Source organism: Lelliottia sp. 7254-16 (assembly GCF_002922995.1).
GTDB classification, from domain to species: domain Bacteria; phylum Pseudomonadota; class Gammaproteobacteria; order Enterobacterales; family Enterobacteriaceae; genus Enterobacter; species Enterobacter jeotgali.
In genome coordinates this window covers 92,016-111,755 of sequence record NZ_PQVS01000011.1, presented here as the reverse complement: position 1 = coordinate 111,755, position 19,740 = coordinate 92,016, and the positions used below count along the sequence as shown (strand labels likewise).

Annotated in this window: 17 protein-coding genes; 12 read left to right on the top strand and 5 right to left on the bottom strand. The window is 54.7% G+C overall.

What is annotated here, in order from left to right; translation table 11 throughout:
• Positions 1 to 14 precede the first annotated feature (14 nt).
• From C3708_RS15435 to cheZ, 9 genes are all read left to right on the top strand, one after another.
• Positions 15 to 764, top strand: a complete 750-nt coding sequence (locus C3708_RS15435) for a molecular chaperone (RefSeq protein WP_095282417.1) — start codon at positions 15 to 17, stop codon at positions 762 to 764.
• The gene (locus C3708_RS15430; protein ID WP_103949663.1) at positions 740 to 3,124 is read left to right on the top strand and encodes a fimbria/pilus outer membrane usher protein; all 2,385 of its coding nucleotides are present in this window, start codon (positions 740 to 742) and stop codon (positions 3,122 to 3,124) included. The genes C3708_RS15435 and C3708_RS15430 overlap by 25 nt, the downstream gene beginning before the upstream one ends.
• A complete protein-coding gene (locus tag C3708_RS15425; protein ID WP_095282415.1) occupies positions 3,121 to 4,086 on the top strand; it encodes a spore coat U domain-containing protein in 966 nt (321 codons plus the stop codon). Before C3708_RS15430 ends, C3708_RS15425 begins: the two co-directional genes overlap by 4 nt.
• Positions 4,087 to 4,170: 84 nt before the next feature.
• Complete coding sequence (gene tar, locus C3708_RS15420; RefSeq protein ID WP_103949662.1) at positions 4,171 to 5,838, top strand: methyl-accepting chemotaxis protein II; 1,668 nt, start codon at positions 4,171 to 4,173, stop codon at positions 5,836 to 5,838.
• A gap of 43 nt (positions 5,839 to 5,881) precedes the next feature.
• Positions 5,882 to 7,483, top strand: coding sequence for a methyl-accepting chemotaxis protein IV (gene tap / locus C3708_RS15415; protein ID WP_095282413.1), 1,602 nt, complete (start codon positions 5,882 to 5,884; stop codon positions 7,481 to 7,483).
• Between the two features lie 19 nt (positions 7,484 to 7,502).
• Positions 7,503 to 8,369, top strand: a complete 867-nt coding sequence (gene cheR, locus C3708_RS15410) for a protein-glutamate O-methyltransferase CheR (protein ID WP_095282412.1) — start codon at positions 7,503 to 7,505, stop codon at positions 8,367 to 8,369.
• A complete protein-coding gene (locus C3708_RS15405) occupies positions 8,366 to 9,415 on the top strand; it encodes a chemotaxis response regulator protein-glutamate methylesterase (protein ID WP_095282411.1) in 1,050 nt (349 codons plus the stop codon). Before cheR ends, C3708_RS15405 begins: the two co-directional genes overlap by 4 nt.
• 16 nt (positions 9,416 to 9,431) lie before the next feature.
• Positions 9,432 to 9,821: a chemotaxis response regulator CheY gene (gene cheY, locus C3708_RS15400; RefSeq protein WP_095282410.1), complete on the top strand. Its 390-nt coding sequence runs from the start codon at positions 9,432 to 9,434 to the stop codon at positions 9,819 to 9,821.
• Between the two features lie 10 nt (positions 9,822 to 9,831).
• Entirely contained in the window at positions 9,832 to 10,476 is a 645-nt protein-coding gene (gene cheZ, locus C3708_RS15395; RefSeq protein ID WP_095282409.1) for a protein phosphatase CheZ, read from the top strand.
• Positions 10,477 to 10,519: 43 nt separating this feature from the next.
• Here cheZ and C3708_RS23920 read toward each other — a convergent pair whose 3' ends face one another.
• From C3708_RS23920 to C3708_RS15375, 5 genes are all read right to left on the bottom strand, one after another.
• Complete coding sequence (locus C3708_RS23920; protein ID WP_233210422.1) at positions 10,520 to 11,236, bottom strand: fimbrial protein; 717 nt, start codon at positions 11,234 to 11,236, stop codon at positions 10,520 to 10,522.
• A 6-nt stretch (positions 11,237 to 11,242) separates the two neighbouring features.
• Positions 11,243 to 11,665, bottom strand: a complete 423-nt coding sequence (locus tag C3708_RS23915; protein WP_233210421.1) for a hypothetical protein — start codon at positions 11,663 to 11,665, stop codon at positions 11,243 to 11,245.
• Entirely contained in the window at positions 11,655 to 14,201 is a 2,547-nt protein-coding gene (locus tag C3708_RS15385) for a fimbria/pilus outer membrane usher protein (protein WP_103949661.1), read from the bottom strand. Before C3708_RS15385 ends, C3708_RS23915 begins: the two co-directional genes overlap by 11 nt.
• 6 nt (positions 14,202 to 14,207) lie before the next feature.
• Positions 14,208 to 14,900 (bottom strand): molecular chaperone, encoded by a 693-nt coding sequence (locus C3708_RS15380; protein WP_103949660.1) that lies wholly within the window; start codon positions 14,898 to 14,900, stop codon positions 14,208 to 14,210.
• A gap of 127 nt (positions 14,901 to 15,027) precedes the next feature.
• Positions 15,028 to 15,603: a fimbrial protein gene (locus C3708_RS15375; protein WP_103946089.1), complete on the bottom strand. Its 576-nt coding sequence runs from the start codon at positions 15,601 to 15,603 to the stop codon at positions 15,028 to 15,030.
• A gap of 506 nt (positions 15,604 to 16,109) precedes the next feature.
• Here C3708_RS15375 and flhB point away from each other — a divergent pair.
• From flhB to C3708_RS15360, 3 genes are read left to right on the top strand one after another with little or no spacing between them, the layout of a single operon-like run.
• Entirely contained in the window at positions 16,110 to 17,258 is a 1,149-nt protein-coding gene (gene flhB / locus C3708_RS15370) for a flagellar biosynthesis protein FlhB (RefSeq protein ID WP_095282405.1), read from the top strand.
• Positions 17,251 to 19,329, top strand: a complete 2,079-nt coding sequence (gene flhA, locus C3708_RS15365) for a flagellar biosynthesis protein FlhA (protein ID WP_095282404.1) — start codon at positions 17,251 to 17,253, stop codon at positions 19,327 to 19,329. The genes flhB and flhA overlap by 8 nt, the downstream gene beginning before the upstream one ends.
• A complete protein-coding gene (locus C3708_RS15360) occupies positions 19,329 to 19,721 on the top strand; it encodes a flagellar protein FlhE (protein ID WP_095282403.1) in 393 nt (130 codons plus the stop codon). The genes flhA and C3708_RS15360 overlap by 1 nt, the downstream gene beginning before the upstream one ends.
• Positions 19,722 to 19,740 lie beyond the last annotated feature (19 nt).

Genomic DNA, 19,740 nt, shown 5'->3' with positions numbered 1-19,740 from the left:
AAGGGAGAAGGTCAATGAAGTCATCATTTACTCGCTATGGCGTACTGGGGATGTGGGCCATATTGGCCGTGATGGCAAACCGGGCGAATGCGGCGGCGACCATACTGCTGTGGCCGATTGACCCCTGGCTCTCTGCGGATACCAAAGCCACGGAGCTGTGGATCCAGAATCAGGGAAACAGCGCAACCACCATGCAAGTGCGGATTATGCGCTGGAAGCAGGAGAACGGATTCGAGCGCTACACCGCCCAGCAGGATGTGGTCGCCAGCCCGCCGATTGTGACCATCGGCAAAGACGGTAAACAACTGATTCGCTTGATCAAACAAAGCAATATCCCGATGGGCGTTGAGCAAGCCTACCGCATTATCGTGGATGAAATCCCCCAGCCCGGAGACAAATCCCAGCCGGAAATCGGGCTGAAAATCCAGATGCGTTATTCCATTCCGCTGTTTGTTTACGGCCAGGGGATCCCGACCATCAAAGAAGGTGCACACCATGCCCTGGCCGACACGCAAAACCTGAGCTGGAAGATTATCCAGGAGGACGGAAAACCCGCATTACAGGTGCGTAATCGGGGGGATGTTCACGTCCGCTTAAGTCAGGTGGCGCTGGATCAACGGACCATCGCCGACGGTCTGCTGGGCTATGTTCTCCCGGACAGCACCCGCAGCTGGCCGCTTCCGGCGGGTGTGCAACAGGCCCGCCAGATGAGTGCGCAAATTAATGCCGGGAACACGCAATGGCAGTCGGCGCCCGTCCACTGAAACCGGCGATGATAATCCTGCTTTGCGTCACAACAAGCGCCTGGGCCGAAACCGGTGATGACAGTTTACCGCCACCGCCGGATGCGCAGGCACTCAACAGCGAAGCAGTATTTCAGCTCTCGGTAGTGATAAACCACTACGACACTGGACTGGTGGTCCCCGTCACGCAGCGCAACGGCACGTTTTTTATCTCCAGTGCCGATCTGCTACGCGCCGGGTTGCCGCCGGAGCAAGTGCCAACGGGTGAAGTCGATTTATCAAAACTGGCAAAAGTGCGTGTCGAATATGACAGTGCTGCCCAGCGCCTGTTGCTCAGTGTGCCGCGCGACTGGGTATCGGCCCGCATTACGCCGTTCGGCGGGGAAAATGCGCAAAGTAAACCCCGTTACGGTAAAGGCGCGCTGCTCAATTACGATCTCTATACCAATCACACCGAACACATCGGTGGCCAGGCTTCGCTCTGGCACGAATTCCGCTATTTCAATGAAAACGGTTCGCTCTCATCTACCGGCTATACGCGTAAAAGCTTTGCCGGAGACAATGGTCAGCAGGAAGGGTACGTGCGCTACGACACGACCATGATGTTCACCAATGAAGATGACGCCACCACCTGGACCGCCGGAGATGTGATCAGCGATGCCCTGAGCTGGAGCAGCAGCGTGCGCATGGGCGGAATTAGCTACGGACGCGACTTCTCTCTGCGCCCGGACCTGGTCACCTGGCCGCTGCCGGAATTTTCCGGCGAAGCCGCGGTGCCGACGTCGGTGGATCTGTTCATCAACGGCTATCGCTCAGGCTCCACGCAACTCCAGCCCGGCCCGTTCACCCTGACCAATCTGCCTTACATCAATGGCGCTGGGGATGCGGTATTAATCACCACCGATGCGCTTGGGCGTCAGGTCAGTACCACCATGCCGTTTTATGTCACCAGCGATCTGCTCAAACAGGGGCTGAGCGACGGAGCCGTCACCTTAGGCAGCCTGCGTCGCAACTACGGCATTAAGAATTTTGATTACGGTCCCGCGGCGGGGAGTGGGTCATATCGCTACGGCGTGACCGACTGGCTGACGCTGGAAGGGCACGGCGAAGGGGCAGAAGAGTTGGCTCTGGGCGGGGCGGGGGCGGTGCTTAAACTGGGTCAATTTGGCGTGGTGAACTCTTCTTATACCCACAGTCAGATGCGCGGCGATAACGGCGGGCAGGTGAACTGGGGCTATCAGTACAGCACCAGTGCGTTTAGCCTGGCTACCCAGCATTCACGGCGCGATCGCGGGTATGGCAACCTGGCGCTGTACGATCAGCCGACTATTTATGATGAGCACGATCAGCCCATCGCCAGCCTCAGTCGCAATACTGACCAATATTCGCTGACCTTTAATCTCGGCAACTACGGCAATATTGGCGCAGCGTGGATTGGCGTCGAGAGTTTCGACAGCCAGAAAACTGAGCTGCTGAACCTGTCGTGGAGCCGCAACCTGTGGGGAAGTAGCAGTATTTATCTTGCCGCCAGCCGCGACCAGCAGCGCGGGGACTGGACGGTGGCGATGTCCCTGCAAATTCCGATTGGCGAGCGGGACAGCGCCGCCGTCACCTTTGAAAATACGCCGGATTCTGGCAGCACTCAGCGGATCAACTACAACCACTCGATGCCGACGGACGGCGGGCTGAGCTGGAATATGGCGTGGGCGAACCAGTCAAGATCCAACAACTATCAGCAGGGGACGCTCGGCTGGCGCAACAACAATATTGAACTGCAGGGCGGGGGATACGGCGAACGGGACATGATGACCTGGTGGGGCGAGGCGATGGGTTCGATTGTGCTGATGGATAACGAGCTGTTCGCGGCCAACAAAATCAACGACGCCTTCGTGGTGATCAGCACTGACGGGCATCCGGACGTGCCGGTCAATTATGAAAACCAGCCGGTCGGCAAAACCAACCGTAATGGCTATCTGCTGGTCAGCGGCGTGTCGGCCTACTATCCGGCCAGTTACAGTATCAACACGCTGAATTTACCCGCCGATACGCGTCTTAAAGAGACCGAGCGCCGCGTGGCAATCCGCCGCCACAGCGGTTATCTGGTGGATTTCCCGATGGAACAGGAGCGGGTGGCGAGTGTGATTCTGCATGACGCGCAAGGACAGGCGATCCCGGTCGGCAGCCAGGTACGACGCGCCTCGCGCAGTGCGGCAGTGGTCGGGTATGACGGCATCGCCTGGCTTGAAAATCTGACCGACGTTAACCCGCTGGAAGTCATCTTGCCTGAGGGAAAACGCTGTTATACCACGCTCAGTATTGGCGCCAATCCGGAGCATAAATTGCAAACCTTCGGCCCGCTGACGTGTCGGGAGGCCCCGTGAAACGCCTGCTGCTCGCCCTTTTTCTGCTGATGATGTCGGGTGGCAGTTGGGCGGCCTGTGTCATCAGCACCGTCAATGCGAATTTCGGCAGCGTCACCTCATTTGCCTTAAGCGGAACGGGGGAAGTCGAAACCACCGGTACCCTGGTGGTGAGCTGCGATGCGATCCTGAACTTGCTCACCAATGACTCTGTGACCCTGAACTACACCGCTGCGACCGTCTCGGCCAACAGCCGCGCGACCATGAAACGCACGGACAATGCCACCATCACCGATGTGATCCCTACGCGGCTCTGCGGGCTGTCGGGATGTTCCGGCAGCAGTGAAGTGCAAATTGCCAAAGCTTATACCTGGAGCGGCGCCACGCTGCTCAACCTGCTGGGGGCAAAGCAGTACAATATTCCGCTCTATTTTCGCACGGTGGCGGGGCAAAACGTGACGGCGGGGCCGTATCAGGTGGTGCTGACCTTTAGCATCAACTACAACGTCTGTTCCGTCGGGGCCGTCGGGCTGTGCCTCACGCCGCAAACCGGCACCGCCACCACCAGCATTACGCTGAATATGAACGTAACCAACGATTGCAGCGCGATGACCACGCCCAACGTCAATTTCAATAGTGCGCCGCTGGTGCAAAACTTTCCAACCGTCTCCCAGGCAATTTCCGTCACCTGCACCAAAGGCAGCACCTACACCATCGGCATCAACAATGGTGCCAACGCGTCGAATGGCGTGCGCCGGATGATGAGCGGCAATAACTTTATGAGTTACGACATCTATAAAGAGGCGACCACTAACCGCTGGGGCGGCAGCGGTACCGAGCGCTGGGCGAGCGCCGCCTCATCGCAACTGAGCACCGACGGGCTTTTGCGTACCTACAACTACACCGCCAAAGTGCTCACCAGCCAGACCACTCCGCCCGCCGGAACCTATACCGACACCCTGATCGTTGACGTCGCTTTCTGAACTGACGCTTTTCCCTTTCGCAAATGTAAAGTTCCTGCGGCCTTTGCCGATAACACCGTTAATAAATCTTAGAGAAGGTGTTGTATGTTGAACCGTATCCGCGTTGTCACGATGCTGATGATGGTGCTGGTCATTTTCGCACTTCTTCAGCTTATTTCCGGTGGGCTGTTTTTCTCATCCTTAAAAAATAACCAGCAGAGCTTTGCGACGTCGAACGATTTACGACTCCAGCAAAGTGAGCTGACATCGACCTGGGACCTGATGCTGCAAACGCGTATCAACCTGAGTCGTTCCTCCGCTCGCATGATGATGGACCCGAATAATCAGCAGAGCAGTGCTAAAACCGATCTGCTGAAAAATGCGCGTGCCACCCTTGCCGACGCCGCAAAACATTACGACGCCTTCAAAAAAATTACGCCGATGCCTGCGATGGCCGAGGTGAGTCAGAACATCGACGAAAAATACACTCAGTATGCAGCCGGATTGACGGAGCTGATTCAGTTCCTTGAAAGCGGCAACATGGACGCCTATTTCGCACAGCCAACGCAGGGGATGCAAAACGCCCTCGGCAAGGCGCTGAGCGAATACGCCGCTGCCAGCAGCGAGCAGTATCACACCGCGTTCAACGAAAGCCAGAACGACTACCGTTTTGCCAAATGGCAGATGGCGATCCTGGCCCTGGCGTTAGTGATTGTGTTGGTTGGCGTGTGGTATGGCATCCGCGCCATTCTGCTTAATCCGCTGGGCCGGGTGATTGCGCACATCCGTGAAATTGCCAGCGGCGATCTGACCAAAACGCTCGACATTTCCGGGCGCAATGAAATTACCGAACTGGCGAGCAGCGTGGATCACATGCAGCGCTCCCTGACGGATACCGTGACCAACGTGCGTCAGGGATCGGATGCGATTTATACCGGAACCAGCGAAATTGCGATGGGCAACAACGATCTCTCCTCCCGAACCGAAGAGCAGGCTTCTGCGCTGGAAGAGACCGCCGCCAGCATGGAAGAGCTCACCGCGACGGTGAAACAAAACGCCGATAACGCTCGTCAGGCCGCGCATCTGGCTGAAAGCGCCTCAGAAACCGCACAGCGGGGCGGCAAAGTGGTCGATGGCGTGGTGAAAACCATGCATGAGATTGCCGGTAGCTCGAAAAAGATCGCCGATATCATCAGCGTGATCGACGGTATTGCCTTCCAGACCAACATCCTGGCGCTGAACGCCGCCGTTGAAGCCGCCCGAGCGGGCGAGCAGGGGCGCGGGTTTGCCGTGGTCGCCGGCGAAGTGCGTAACCTGGCCAGTCGCAGCGCCAATGCGGCAAAAGAGATCAAAGCGCTGATTGAAGATTCTGTCGCCCGCGTCGATACCGGCTCCGTGCTGGTTGAAAGCGCCGGTGAAACCATGACCGATATCGTAAATGCGGTGACTCGCGTGACCGATATCATGGGGGAAATTGCCTCGGCGTCCGATGAGCAGAGTCGTGGAATCGACCAGGTGGCCCTGGCGGTTTCGGAAATGGATCGTGTCACACAACAAAACGCCGCGCTGGTGCAGGAGTCCGCTGCGGCGGCCGCTGCACTGGAAGACCAGGCGAGCCGTCTGAAGATGGCCGTCTCGGCGTTTCGCCTTACCTCAACACCTGTCAATTCGGCGTCGTCTCGGGCATCACATGCCGGGGCTGCGCCTGCCGCAAGGATGAGCAACACGCGTGCTACGGCAGCCGGACAAGATGAAAACTGGGAAACATTTTGATTGATATTTAACTGCGGCTGCTTGCCGCTTGATGGGAGCGTGGATGTTAAATCGTATTCGTATCTCGACCACACTGTTTTTGATTCTGATTCTTTGCGGTGTGTTGCAGGTTGGCAGTAACGGGTTGTCTTTCTGGGCTTTTCGCGATGGCTATCAGAACTTACAGGAAGTTGAGACGAGTAATCAGCAGCGCTCCTCGCTCGCACAAACGCGCGCGGTGCTTTTACAAGCCAGTACCGCGCTGAATAAAGCGGGCACATTAACGGCGTTAAGTTATCCGCCCGACGACATCAAGGCGCTGATGACCACCGCGCGTGACAGTCTGAAACAGGCCGATGTGCAGTTTAAAGCCTTCATGGCGCAGGATGCGGTCAGTGAAAAAGGCAAAGCGCTGAGTGCTGAAATGCAAAAGGGCTATGCCCAGTGGCACAGCGATTTAGATCATCAGGCCACCTGGCTTGAGAACAACCAGCTGTCGGACTTCCTGACCGCGCCGGTACAGGATTCTCAGGCTGCATTCGATAAAAGTTTTAACGCCTGGCAGCAGGACATGAACCAGTTCGTCGAAGAGGCGAGCCACGACAGCCGTGCCAGCTACCACATGTCCGGCGTGATTTTTGCCACCGTGGTGATTCTGGCAGCGTTGTTGACCGGCGGGGCATTGCTCTGGTCGCGCAAGATGATCGTATTACCGCTGGCCATTATCAGCAGTCATTTTGACAGCATTGCGAAAGGCAACCTGGCACGCCCGGTGGCGGTCTTTGGTAAAAACGAAATCTCGGCCATTTTTGCCAGCCTGAAAGCGATGCAAGGCTCGCTGCGTGAAACGGTGACCGATGTGCGTCAGGGCAGTTACGCCATGCACGCCGGTATTTCTGAAATCGCAGAAGGGAATAACGATTTATCGTCACGCACCGAACAGCAGGCGGCCTCTCTGGCGCAAACGGCGGCCAGCATGGAGCAATTGACCGCGACCGTTAGCCAGAACGCAGACAATGCGCGTCAGGCATCGGACCTGGCGAAACAGGCGGCGCTGACGGCTAAAAAAGGCGGCGATCAGGCGTCAAACGTTGCCAGCACCATGCAGCAAATCGCCACCAGTTCGCAGAAAATTGGCGACATTATCAGCGTGATCGACGGTATCGCTTTCCAGACGAATATTCTGGCACTGAACGCCGCCGTGGAAGCCGCGCGTGCCGGTGAGCAGGGCCGTGGATTTGCCGTCGTTGCGGGCGAGGTACGTAATCTCGCCAGCCGCAGCGCCAACGCGGCGAAAGAGATCAAAACGTTGATCGAAGAGTCCGTTTCCCGTGTGCAGCAAGGATCACAGCTGGTTGATACGGCCGCGCACACCATGACGGAAATTGTCACTTCGGTGACGCGCGTGAACGACATCATGGGCGAAATTGCGTCCGCCTCAGATGAACAGCGTCGCGGCATTGAGCAGGTTGCTCAGGCCGTGTCGCAGATGGATCAGGTAACGCAACAGAACGCTTCTCTCGTTGAAGAAGCGGCGGCCGCTACCGACCAGCTCGCCAGCCAGGCCGATCATCTGACCGGTCTGGTTGCAGTATTTAACGTGAAAGAGCAAGTCGAAAAAGTAGCAGAAGTCGGGCGGTCTCAGGCCGTGCCAGTTGTATCCTGAAAGTGATTAAGAAGGCGCTATGAGCTCACCAACCCCCTCGGGGCAATCGTCATTATTGCAGCAAATGACCCAGCGCCTCGCGCTGTCCGACGCGCATTTTCGTCGGATATGTCAGTTGATTTACCAGCGTGCGGGGATTGTGCTTGCCGATCATAAGCGAGACATGGTCTACAACCGTCTGGTCCGGCGCTTACGCACACTTGAGCTTGATGATTTTGGCCGTTATCTCAGCATGCTGGAAGCGAACCAAAACAGCGCTGAGTGGCAGGCGTTTATTAACTCGCTGACCACTAACCTGACGGCGTTCTTCCGCGAAGGCCACCATTTCCCGGTGCTGGCGGAACATGCCCGTCGCCGTAGCGGGGAATACCGAGTCTGGAGCGCAGCGGCGTCGACAGGGGAAGAACCCTATTCACTGGCGATAACCCTTGCCGACACGCTGGGTATGGCGCCTGGCCGCTGGAAAGTGTACGCCAGCGATATCGACACCGAAGTGCTGGAAAAAGCACGAAACGGAGTTTATCGCCAGGACGAGCTGAAAACGCTGTCGCCCCAGCAGCTGCAACGTTACTTCATGCGCGGGACAGGTCCACATGAAGGGCTGGTTCGCGTGCGTCAGGAACTGGCGAATTGCGTGGAGTTTGCTCCGGTAAACCTGCTCGATAAACAGTACAACGTGCCAGGTCCTTTTGATGCGATATTTTGTCGTAACGTCATGATCTATTTTGACAAAACGACGCAGCAGGAGATCCTGCGCCGTTTTGCCCCGTTGCTCAAGCCAGATGGCTTGTTGTTCGCTGGGCATTCGGAGAATTTCAGCAACCTAGCCCGCGAATTTAGCCTGCGCGGACAGACGGTTTATGCGCTGAGTAAGGAAAAAGCATGAGTAAGATCAGGGTGTTGTCTGTCGATGATTCTGCGCTGATGCGCCAGATCATGACCGAGATTATTAATAGTCACAGCGACATGGAAATGGTGGCGACTGCGCCTGATCCTTTGGTTGCGCGGGATTTAATTAAAAAATATAACCCCGATGTGCTGACGCTGGACGTGGAAATGCCGCGTATGGATGGCATTGATTTCCTTGAGAAGTTAATGCGTTTGCGCCCGATGCCGGTTGTGATGGTGTCCTCGCTAACCGGGAAAGGCTCAGAAATTACCCTGCGCGCGCTGGAGCTGGGGGCGGTGGATTTTGTCACTAAACCGCAGCTGGGTATTCGTGAGGGAATGCTCGCGTATAGCGAGATGATCGCCGAGAAGATCCGCACTGCCTCGCGGGCCAAATTGGCGGCGCACAAACCCGCGGGCGTCCCGGTGACGCTGAAAGCCGGGCCACTTTTAAGCTCGGAAAAACTGCTGGTGATTGGCGCGTCAACCGGAGGAACAGAGGCAATTCGCCATGTACTCCAGCCATTGCCGCTCTCGAGCCCGGGTATTCTTATTACCCAGCATATGCCGCCAGGCTTTACCCGTTCGTTCGCCGAGCGTCTGAATAAACTGTGTCAGATAAGCGTGAAAGAGGCGGAGGACGGCGAGCGCGTTCTGCCTGGTCACGCGTATATCGCCCCGGGCGATAAGCATATGGAACTGGCGCGCAGCGGTGCGAACTATCAAATCAAGATTCATGACGGTCCTCCGGTTAACCGGCACCGTCCGTCTGTGGATGTGCTGTTTCATTCGGTGGCGAAACATGCGGGGCGCAACGCCGTTGGGGTGATCCTGACGGGGATGGGCAACGATGGCGCCGCCGGAATGCTCGCGATGCACCAGGCTGGCGCCTGGACGATTGCGCAGAATGAAGCAAGTTGTGTGGTGTTCGGCATGCCGCGCGAGGCCATCAATATGGGTGGCGTGAGCGAAGTGGTCGATCTTAGCCAGGTAAGCCAGCAGATGCTGGCAAAAATCAGTGCCGGACAGGCAATACGTATTTAATGAGGAGTAGTTTTTTATGGCAGACAAAGAGCTCAGATTTTTGGTTGTGGATGACTTTTCCACCATGCGTCGTATCGTGCGCAACCTGCTGAAAGAGCTGGGTTTTAATAACGTTGAAGAAGCAGAAGACGGTGTCGATGCCCTGAACAAACTGCAGGCCGGTGGCTTTGGTTTTGTTATCTCTGACTGGAACATGCCTAACATGGATGGTCTGGAGCTGCTCAAAACGATTCGCGCTGACGGCAATATGTCTTCTCTCCCGGTTCTGATGGTTACGGCAGAAGCAAAGAAAGAGAACATTATTGCAGCAGCACAGGCGGGCGCAAGCGGGTATGTGGTGAAACCATTTACTGCGGCGACTCTGGAAGAGAAGCTCGGCAAGATCTTCGAGAAACTCGGCATGTGAGGTGTTGGTGATGATGCAACCTGCTATGAAACCCGTTGAAGAACATTCGGCAAGCGAAATTATTGCCCGCATCGGTAGCCTGACGCGCATGTTGCGCGACAGTTTGCGCGAGCTGGGCCTCGATCAGGCGATTGCGGAAGCCGCAGAAGCGATCCCTGACGCGCGCGATCGTCTCGACTACGTTGTGCAAATGACCGCTCAGGCAGCAGAGCGCGCGCTGAACAGCGTTGAAGCCTCTCAACCGCACCAGGATGAGATGGAGAAGGGCGCTAAAGCACTGAGCAAACGCTGGGATGAGTGGTTCGAAAATCCTATCGAACTGTCCGATGCGCGTGAGCTGGTGACGGATACCCGCCAGTATCTTGGCGATGTACCGGGACACACCAGTTTCACCAATGCGCAGCTGCTGGACATTATGATGGCGCAGGATTTCCAGGATCTGACCGGCCAGGTTATCAAGCGCATGATGGATGTGATTCAGGAAATTGAGCGCCAGTTGCTGATGGTGCTGCTGGAAAACATGCCAGAACCTGCGGCGCGTCCTAAACGTGAGACTGAAAGCCTGCTTAACGGCCCGCAGCTCGATACCACCAAGGCGGGCGTTGTCGCCAGCCAGGACCAGGTGGACGATCTGCTGGACAGCCTCGGCTTCTAATCGGCGAGCTATTCTCAGGCTGCGTGTGCAGCCTGAGAATCACTTAGCGTAAATCCATTTTGACCGTCACATTCCCTTCCATTTTTCCCGGTGCTGGCGACTCGCTGGTAGTACTGACCGGTGACGCTTTGATTTGTACCGAGCCATTTCCCTGTTTGTCCATCGTGATCGGAAACGCGTAGCTCCCGTCGAGAGCCACATTTTGGTTGTTGTCAGTAAAGATTCTGATCCCCGCATCATCCCTGTCGATCATTTTGGCAATCAGCGGATCGCTGCTATCCACCACGCCCTGATCGGCACTGAGCGTCAATTTGATGCGGTTGTCATTCCCGACGGCGTTATCGTCGCAGTGGTAGCTAATATCAATGTCTTTCAACGTAAATCCTTGTGGAGGCAGTCCCTTAAAGCGGAATTGCTTGCTGACGATGTTGCCCAAATCAACTTCAATAGTGCTGCCCTCATTGATAGTGCAACTGAGGGGGGCAGAGAGCGACCCGCTGAGCCAGATGTTAGAAACCAGCTGTGCGGTATTAACGTCACAACTGCCTGAACCAAAATAAAGGCATGCGTAGTTCTGGACCACCAGCGTTGAAGGAATGAGTTCTTTGCCGAGAATCGGTTTTTTAATGTGAAGCACAGCGCCAATAACGTTCCATTTGAATTTGCGCTGCGTCGGCGCGGAATCTTTTACTTTGGTACTCTCACTGCAGACGCTGGCTGTTCCCTCGGTTGTTTTAATGGTTTCGATCGTTTTTGACATCGAACTTTACATGGTCGGGTATTGGTTTATGTTGAGCCCATTTAAACCCGAACCGTCGGGGGAGTTAATGGCGTCGCTGTATCCTTTGAGGTCGATATCAATTTTATCGGTGAGAATGCCATAGCCGCTGGTCCCCTGAGTGAGCGGGCTACCCGCCAGCGTTAATTCCATGATCTGCGTTGACGCAGTCAGTGTGCCGGGGCAGCTGCAATTGGCCTCCATTTCAGCGCCTGCACCGATAAGGTGTTCGGGAATATCGACATCGGTGTTGGCTTTGTTTTCGCTCGCGGTGAGATCGCGATCGTAAGTTACGCTGTAATCTTGAGGGCCGCTAAAACAATCATGTAATACCGTCACTGCCGCCTGGGCTGAAAAAGGAAGAATGAGGCAGATAAGCCCCCAGCAGAAAGAGGTAACTTTAATGTGCATGTGATTGTTCCTGCTGACAAAGGGCATTAACAGTGCGGATGCCGGTAGGGTTAGACGGTGGCGCAGGGGAAGCCAGCGAAACACTGGCGATACATTGCTGATCCTGGGCATTCCCCCATTTCACCGCGATCTGGATCGTGTCTGGCACGCCCGCTAAATAGAGCGTACCGGTGTCGTCGATAATGCCGCTCATGACGGGTAAAAGAGTGGTCGCAATGGCGCCAAAGGGAACCGGTCTGCCATCGGGGCGCGTTAATTTGATTAAGGCACGATAGCCGACGTGAGCATCAAATTTCGCCACGACGGCAGCATTGCGGGAAGGAATGACGGTGATCGCGGTGTCACTGGAATCGACATCTTCCGGCAAGCTGGTGGTGTCGATGCGGATTTGGTTTTCCTGATAAGAGCTAAGAGACGGAATCACCGCATTTCCCTGCCAGTCAGTCTGAATACCGCGCTGATTCTGGAAGCGAACCCCCGACGCATGGTTGGCATTTACGATGACAAACTGGTTGCCTAAAGGCTGCGCGAGAGTGATACCTAAGGGATGCGCAACTACTGCGCCACTAAGACCATAGCTGGATTGCCGGGAGTTATCGGACGAATAGTAATAGCCCGCGTTCATATTGGCATACTGCGAGCGATAGCTTGCGTACACACTGCTGGTGTCGTCACCATCATGGTTCGAATGACTCTGCTGCAAGGAGTAGCTCAGGCGCTGGTCGTCCAGTAGTGTTCCGTTCAACCCCAGAGTTTGCTGGGTATAGCCATGCTTGCTGTTACTTAGGTTATAGCTGCTCCAGGCGCGGGGCAGCCATCGGCTGAGCGGCATACTAAAGCCGAAAGAGACCATCTGGTCGTTATGTGTGTCGCTGTTATCACTGTAGGTGTACGCAAGATGGAAGCTGATACTGTCGATAACAGTGTTTATTCCGGCTGACAGGCTGCGTTCTTTTTGTGATGTTTGCCAATAGTCCTGCTGATAACCGTTCAGGTAAAGGCTAACGCCAGCAATACTTTGACTGATGCTGGCCTGAATGCGGTTCCGCTTGTTGTAACGGAACAGGAGATCGTCTTCGTGCTGATCGTATTTCTGGTTGGCGTCAGCAAAACTGTAGTAACCGCTGGTGGAGTAGCGGTAGCTTGCCAGTGTGAAGTTAGTATTGGTGGCATCCACTTTGCCGGAATAGAGTAGGCGGTACGACTGACCAGTGCTTTGCGTGTCATTGTCGAGTGTCGCTTTGGCAAAGGTTACGTCTGCAGAGATTGAGCCCAAAGCCCCCAGCGCGATCCCCACCCCGGTGTTCGCCGCCTGATAATCCTCAGATGCTGTGATACCGCCAAACAGGGTGGTGGCATTATTCAGACCATAAATAAGGCTGCCTTGTGTAAACGTGGGCTCATTTTGATCGCTGCCACTGTCAGCCCGAAAGCGTGCTGCTGTAAATTCATACTTCATCTGCCCGGGTCTTTGCATCACCGAGACGCTTGAATAAGGCTGAGTAAAACGGTGTTCAGTTCCGTCGGCCTCTTTTACTGTGACCTCCAGATCGCCACTGTTAGTGGTGGAGTAGAGATCGTTTATCTCAAAAGCACCAGGGGCAACGTTTTGCTGATAGATGAGATAGCCATTCTGGCGTACCGAAACCTCAGCATTAGAGCTGGCGATACCGCGAATAGTCGGCGCATATCCACGCTGACTGTACGGCAGCATCTCTTCATCGGAAGCAATGTTGACGCCACGATACTGCAGGCTGTCGAAGACTTCTCCGCGCGTACTGCTTTCACCGCCGGTAAATTGAGCCCGCATTGCGTCAATGTCGTGCTGCACATAGGTATTAATTGCATCCCAGCGGGTTGCGTCGTCAGTTTTACTCCAGGTCGAGTAATTACGCAGATGCCAGCCACCGAGGTTAGCGCCGCTGCGTAAATTCAAATACTGGCTCGTTGAGCTGTTACTGGACTCATCTTCACTCTGTGAGCCAGAAAATGCGTAATCGGCAAACGCCACAGGAACCCCGTCGTCCCAGCGTGAAGGGGCAATATAATCTTTGCCCTGGCTGTAAATGGCGGCCTGCGGAATGCTGAGATGCAGCGTCATGGATGCGAAATCGAGCTTTGCGAAAGCCTGAGGAATGTAGTCACCCAGCGGATTTGGCAGAGGGCTGTTGGCATCCCATGCGGCTAATTTGGGATATTTATCAATATCCACTCCCCATTGGCGTAATGTGTTTGGCGTGAGTTGCGGCACCAGTTCCCCAGACTGGTTAGTGAGATAGGTGATATCCATGTCATCAATCCGGGTCTCATTGACCCTAATTCTGGAGGAGTAGGTACCGGGCAATTGCGCATTGGATCGCGAGAAAAGTGACAGGTCAATATCTTGCTGCATCAGCATATCGCCCTCGAGTGAAGAGGGCGAAAAGCGATATTCACGCGCGCTGGCAAAGCTTGACGTTATCAGTAAAACGCCGCCCAAATAACGTGCGAACGGATTAAGACGCAAGCTGGGCGTTGAACAAAATCCGCATGTCATTTTGTTCTAATCCTGAGCCAGGGTGGTTGAAAATTTATCGGATGCATTGCCGTAATCGGTAATGCATCGCCAGCTGACGAGGGTGCCTGTAGTGTTCTCTGGAACGAGGATCAGCGTGTTTGACTGAGGGCTCACCATGTCGGCTTTATCAATCCTGGTGGTGCCCAACTGTAAGCTGTCGAATGTGATGTGAAACGCGCCCTGATTGCTCACCGTTAATTGCCTCCCGTTTAAGGAAAAACGGAGGTTTTTACACGTCTCAACGGGAGTGCCTGCCAGTCCTGCGGGGCGCCAGAACAGCTTTAAACGGGTTTTATAGATCAGACGTAAAACATTTTTATCGTCGTCTTCCTTAGCGGTTGCGGGAATAGTGCGAACGTTCATGTAAAACAGCGACTCTTTGTTATCGGGAAGAGCCGTTCCATTCCATGCGATACGCAGACTCTGTTCTTTCTGAGGATCGAGACGAAATAACGGTGGTGTGACGATAAATGGCCCGCGTGTTTTGCCATCGCCTGTATCTGTCCACGACTGAATCAACCACGGAAGGATGCTATCGTTATTCACCAGCGGCAGTGAAATCTCTTTCTTAGTGGCATCGTAGATCAATCGCGTACGGCCGATCTGAATGCCCTCTGCATGGCTGAACGATGTCAAAAAGACAGGGAGTAAAAATAGAATCTGCGTGAAAATACGCATAAACAATGCCTGCGTTGGGTGAAAATAAAATAGCTTGCAATAGCCAGAATTAGCCTCCTGGCTATTGCAATGAACGACCATTCAATAACCACTATCAGGAGATTATTGTGAATGGAAAACGAGACTGTTATCGATAGATAATATTTACCGTCATATCCGCATCGGCTGGGCCGGCAGTGACAGTTTTAGAAAATGACTTATATCGGGCGTTAAAATCAGCCCTGATGAGGTCCTCTTTTTTGGTCGGAAGTTCGATAGCAATTTGACCTTCAGAGCCATCCATCGAGATATACTGCGTATCTTTGGTGTCTGGGGTCACTGCAATCCCGACCCCTGTTGCTGCCGTGTCGCCAGCCGTGGTGATCGTACTGACATCGAGCAGAGTTTTCGACGCTGTCAGGGTTGTTGTGCCATTGAAGGTTAGCTGAACAGAAGGAAGGCCATCGCTTTTTAACGGACACCCCGTCAGGGTGATAGAGAAGGGCATTAATGTGGATTCCGTTCCTACGTCTGTGAATAATGAAGCAGGGTAAGTTCCAAGGGGAACCGTACTGTCCGAACCATTATCGCCCTGGATGGTACAGCTGGGTTCAATAATCTCACCGGTAAAATGAATCGTCCCTGCATTCATTTCTGCCGCAAAGGGACTTCCAGAAACAAGGGCGACAAACGCACCGACAACAACCTTTTTTTTGAAATTCATAAATGAAGTCCTTAACAATTATGCACGGGTTGAGTAATAACGATGGAGTAATATAGACAGAAATGATCATTATCACCAGTACGCAATATTACTTTTTTTAAAAGGTAGTCGTGGCTTAATTGATATTATTTAACGTAAAAGATAATCGTGGGCTTGTAAAGTGACACTTGGTTTCTAATAGTATTTGCCAAGATTATTCTTTTGCTGATACTAATAATTATGAAATATAAGTAAGGGCCGAATTTATGGTTTATGTTGAGTTTAATAATCGAAGTCTGTTGGGTGAATGTTTAATAGGTATAATTAAAATTGGCTTTCATTCCCCATTCTTTTTGAATTAATTTTTTTCAAAAAATATTGTCCTTTTTTGGACGTTGCTATCAATAAAACCAGGAAGATTTAACTCAAACAGGACAAAAAGGGCACCTTATACGGGCTTTTCCATCCATTGATTAGGGCGTGCTCTGGCAAGATAAACGCCACGAAATGGGCAGAGAGCGCGCACTGTGGCAGACGACAGCGACGACAAAACAGAAGCCCCCACACCCCACCGACTAGATAAGGCGCGTGAGGACGGGCAAATCCCACGATCCCGTGAGCTGACATCCCTGCTGATCTTAATCGTAGGTGTATGCATCATCTGGCTGGGAGGGGAGTCGCTCGCCCGCAGACTGGCGGGTATGCTTTCTGCCGGCCTGCGTTTTGACCACAGCATGGTCAACGATCCCAATCTTATCCTCAGCCAAATTATTCTGCTCATTAAAGACGCCATGATTGCGCTCCTGCCGCTGATCGCCGGCGTCGTTATCGTGGCGCTGGTTTCCCCCGTCATGCTGGGCGGGCTGGTGTTCAGCGGTAAAGCGCTGCAACCCAAATTTTCCAAGCTCAATCCCTTCCCGGGGATTGCAAAAATGTTCTCGGCGCAAACGGGCGCTGAGCTGCTGAAAGCGATTCTAAAATCCACTTTGATGGGCAGCACCGCCGGGTTTTACCTTTGGCATCACTGGCCAGATATGATGCGCCTGATCAGCGAATCGCCTCTGACGGCAATGAACAATGCCATGAATCTGGTGGGGCTGTGCGCGTTGCTGGTGGTGCTCAGCATTATCCCGATGGTGGGCTTTGACGTGTTCTTCCAGATTTACAGCCATATCAAAAAGCTGCGCATGTCCCGACAGGATATTCGTGACGAGTACAAACAGATGGAAGGCGATCCTCACGTTAAAGGGCGTATTCGCCAGATGCAGCGCGCAGCGGCACGACGTCGCATGATGGAAGATGTGCCGAAAGCAGACGTTATCGTCACCAACCCGACCCATTACTCCGTGGCGCTGAAATACGACGAAAACAAAATGAGCGCTCCTAAAGTGGTCGCGAAAGGGGCGGGTTTAATTGCGTTGCGCATCCGCGAAATTGGCGCAGAACACCGCGTGCCGGTACTGGAAGCCCCGCCACTGGCACGTGCTCTGTATCGTCACGCAGAAATTGGACAGCAAATACCGGGTCAGCTTTACGCCGCAGTGGCGGAAGTGCTGGCCTGGGTCTGGCAGCTGAAACGCTGGCGTTTAGCAGGCGGTCAACGACCTGTGAAACCTGAAAATCTTCCGGTGCCTGAAGCACTGGATTTTATGAACGAGAAGGACACTGATGGCTAATCTGGTGGCAATGCTGCGCCTGCCCGGCAACATGAAATCGACGCAATGGCAAATTCTTGCCGGGCCGATTCTCATCCTGCTAATTCTGTCGATGATGGTGCTGCCGTTGCCAGCATTTATCCTCGACCTGCTTTTTACCTTCAACATTGCGCTATCCATCATGGTGCTGCTGGTGGCGATGTTTACCCAGCGAACCCTTGATTTTGCTGCATTCCCGACCATCCTGCTGTTCACGACGTTGCTGCGCCTGGCGCTGAACGTCGCGTCCACGCGTATCATTTTGATGGACGGACATACCGGCGGGGCGGCGGCGGGTAAAGTGGTTGAGGCCTTTGGTCACTTCCTCGTTGGCGGTAACTTTGCTATCGGTATCGTGGTGTTCGTGATCCTCGTTATCATCAACTTTATGGTTATCACCAAAGGTGCGGGCCGTATCGCTGAAGTTGGCGCACGTTTCGTGCTGGACGGGATGCCGGGCAAACAGATGGCTATTGACGCCGATCTGAATGCCGGGTTGATTGGCGAAGATGAAGCGAAAAAACGCCGCTCCGACGTGACCCAGGAAGCCGATTTCTACGGTTCGATGGACGGTGCGAGTAAGTTCGTTCGCGGCGATGCCATCGCCGGTATCCTGATCATGGTTATCAACATTGTCGGCGGCCTGCTGGTGGGTGTTCTCCAGCACGGCATGGACATGGGCCATGCGGCGGAAAGCTATACGCTGCTGACTATCGGTGACGGCCTGGTGGCGCAGATCCCAGCCCTCGTTATCTCTACCGCAGCGGGCGTTATTGTGACCCGCGTGAGTACCGACGAAGACGTTGGCCAGCAGATGGTCAGCCAGTTGTTCACCAATCCAAACGTGCTGGTGCTGTCTGCGGCGGTGCTTGGCTTGCTGGGTCTGGTGCCGGGCATGCCAAACTTCGTCTTCCTGCTGTTTACCGCTGCATTGCTCGGTCTGGCCTGGTGGCTGCGCGGACGCGATACCAAACCGGTCGCAGAGCCGACGCCGGTTAAAATGCCGGACAATAATCAGGCGGTTGAAGCCACGTGGAATGATGTCCAGCTGGAAGATTCCCTCGGAATGGAAGTGGGTTATCGTCTGATACCGATGGTCGATTTCCAGCAGGACGGCGAACTGCTCGGGCGCATTCGCAGTATCCGTAAAAAATTCGCTCAGGATATGGGCTTCCTGCCTCCGGTGGTTCACATCCGCGACAACATGGACCTGCCACCGGCACGCTATCGCATTCTGATGAAAGGCGTGGAGATTGGCAGCGGCGATGCCTACCCTGGACGCTGGCTGGCGATTAACCCAGGCACGGCGGCGGGTACGCTGCCAGGCGAGCAGACGATCGACCCGGCCTTTGGTCTGGCCGCAATCTGGATTGAAAGCGCCCTGAAAGAGCAGGCGCAGATTCAGGGTTACACGGTTGTTGAAGCCAGCACCGTGGTCGCGACGCATCTCAACCACCTGATTGGTCAGTTCTCGGCGGAATTGTTTGGTCGCCAGGAAGCGCAGCAGTTGCTGGATCGCGTGACGCAGGAGATGCCGAAGCTGACCGAAGATCTGGTGCCGGGCGTAGTGACGCTAACGACGCTGCACAAAGTACTGCAAAATCTGCTCGACGAAAAAGTGCCGATCCGCGATATGCGCACCATTCTGGAAACACTGGCAGAACATGCGCCGTTGCAAAGCGATCCGCACGAACTCACCGCCGTGGTACGTGTGGCGTTAGGCCGAGCCATAACGCAACTGTGGTTCCCGGGGAATGGCGAAGTGCAGGTGATTGGCCTCGATACGCCGCTTGAGCGTCTGCTGTTGCAGGCGTTGCAGGGCGGTGGCGGCCTCGAACCGGGCCTGGCCGACCGACTGCTGGCCCAGACGCAAGAGGCGCTGGCGCGTCAGGAGATGCTTGGCGCACCGCCGGTTCTGCTGGTCAATCACGCCCTGCGTCCGCTGCTGTCGCGCTTCTTGCGCCGTAGCCTGACGCAGCTGGTGGTGCTGTCGAATCTGGAGCTGTCGGATAACCGCCATATTCGTATGACGGCGACCATTGGAGGGAAATAATGCGTCACTGGTTATGGATTTTGTTGTTCCCGCTGATGGCACAGGCCGCAGGCGAGGGAACGTGGCAGGCGAGCAGTATCGGTATCACGCTCAACAATCGTGGCGTATCGGCCTCGTCGCGACCGCTGACTGCCTCTGAGCCCGCTTCTGGTTTGATGACGCTGGTGGTCTGGCGCTATCAGCTGATCGGCCCGACACCCGCCGGGCTACGCGTGCGGCTGTGCTCGCAAACACGCTGTACCGAAATTGATGGCGAAAGTGGGACTACGCGCGCGTTCGACGGCGTGCCCGCCGTTGAACCGCTGCGCTTTGTCTGGGAAGTGCCGGGTGGTGGACGCCTGATCCCCGCGCTGAAAGTTCAGAGTAACGAAGTGATCGTCAACTACCGCTAATTGCCTGCCTTTTCGCCAG

What these genes read in the sequence shown, in the direction of transcription:
- C3708_RS23915 (WP_233210421.1), bottom strand. Translation starts at nt 11,665, where the DNA reads ATGCACATTAAAGTTACCTCTTTCTGCTGGGGGCTTATCTGCCTCATT.
- cheY (WP_095282410.1), top strand. Translation starts at nt 9,432, where the DNA reads ATGGCAGACAAAGAGCTCAGATTTTTGGTTGTGGATGACTTTTCCACC.
- C3708_RS15385 (WP_103949661.1), bottom strand. Translation starts at nt 14,201, where the DNA reads ATGACATGCGGATTTTGTTCAACGCCCAGCTTGCGTCTTAATCCGTTC.
- tap (WP_095282413.1), top strand. Translation starts at nt 5,882, where the DNA reads ATGTTAAATCGTATTCGTATCTCGACCACACTGTTTTTGATTCTGATT.
- C3708_RS23920 (WP_233210422.1), bottom strand. Translation starts at nt 11,236, where the DNA reads ATGTCAAAAACGATCGAAACCATTAAAACAACCGAGGGAACAGCCAGC.
- C3708_RS15405 (WP_095282411.1), top strand. Translation starts at nt 8,366, where the DNA reads ATGAGTAAGATCAGGGTGTTGTCTGTCGATGATTCTGCGCTGATGCGC.
- C3708_RS15380 (WP_103949660.1), bottom strand. Translation starts at nt 14,900, where the DNA reads ATGCGTATTTTCACGCAGATTCTATTTTTACTCCCTGTCTTTTTGACA.
- C3708_RS15430 (WP_103949663.1), top strand. Translation starts at nt 740, where the DNA reads ATGGCAGTCGGCGCCCGTCCACTGAAACCGGCGATGATAATCCTGCTT.
- tar (WP_103949662.1), top strand. Translation starts at nt 4,171, where the DNA reads ATGTTGAACCGTATCCGCGTTGTCACGATGCTGATGATGGTGCTGGTC.
- C3708_RS15435 (WP_095282417.1), top strand. Translation starts at nt 15, where the DNA reads ATGAAGTCATCATTTACTCGCTATGGCGTACTGGGGATGTGGGCCATA.
- cheZ (WP_095282409.1), top strand. Translation starts at nt 9,832, where the DNA reads ATGATGCAACCTGCTATGAAACCCGTTGAAGAACATTCGGCAAGCGAA.
- cheR (WP_095282412.1), top strand. Translation starts at nt 7,503, where the DNA reads ATGAGCTCACCAACCCCCTCGGGGCAATCGTCATTATTGCAGCAAATG.
- C3708_RS15360 (WP_095282403.1), top strand. Translation starts at nt 19,329, where the DNA reads ATGCGTCACTGGTTATGGATTTTGTTGTTCCCGCTGATGGCACAGGCC.
- C3708_RS15375 (WP_103946089.1), bottom strand. Translation starts at nt 15,603, where the DNA reads ATGAATTTCAAAAAAAAGGTTGTTGTCGGTGCGTTTGTCGCCCTTGTT.
- flhA (WP_095282404.1), top strand. Translation starts at nt 17,251, where the DNA reads ATGGCTAATCTGGTGGCAATGCTGCGCCTGCCCGGCAACATGAAATCG.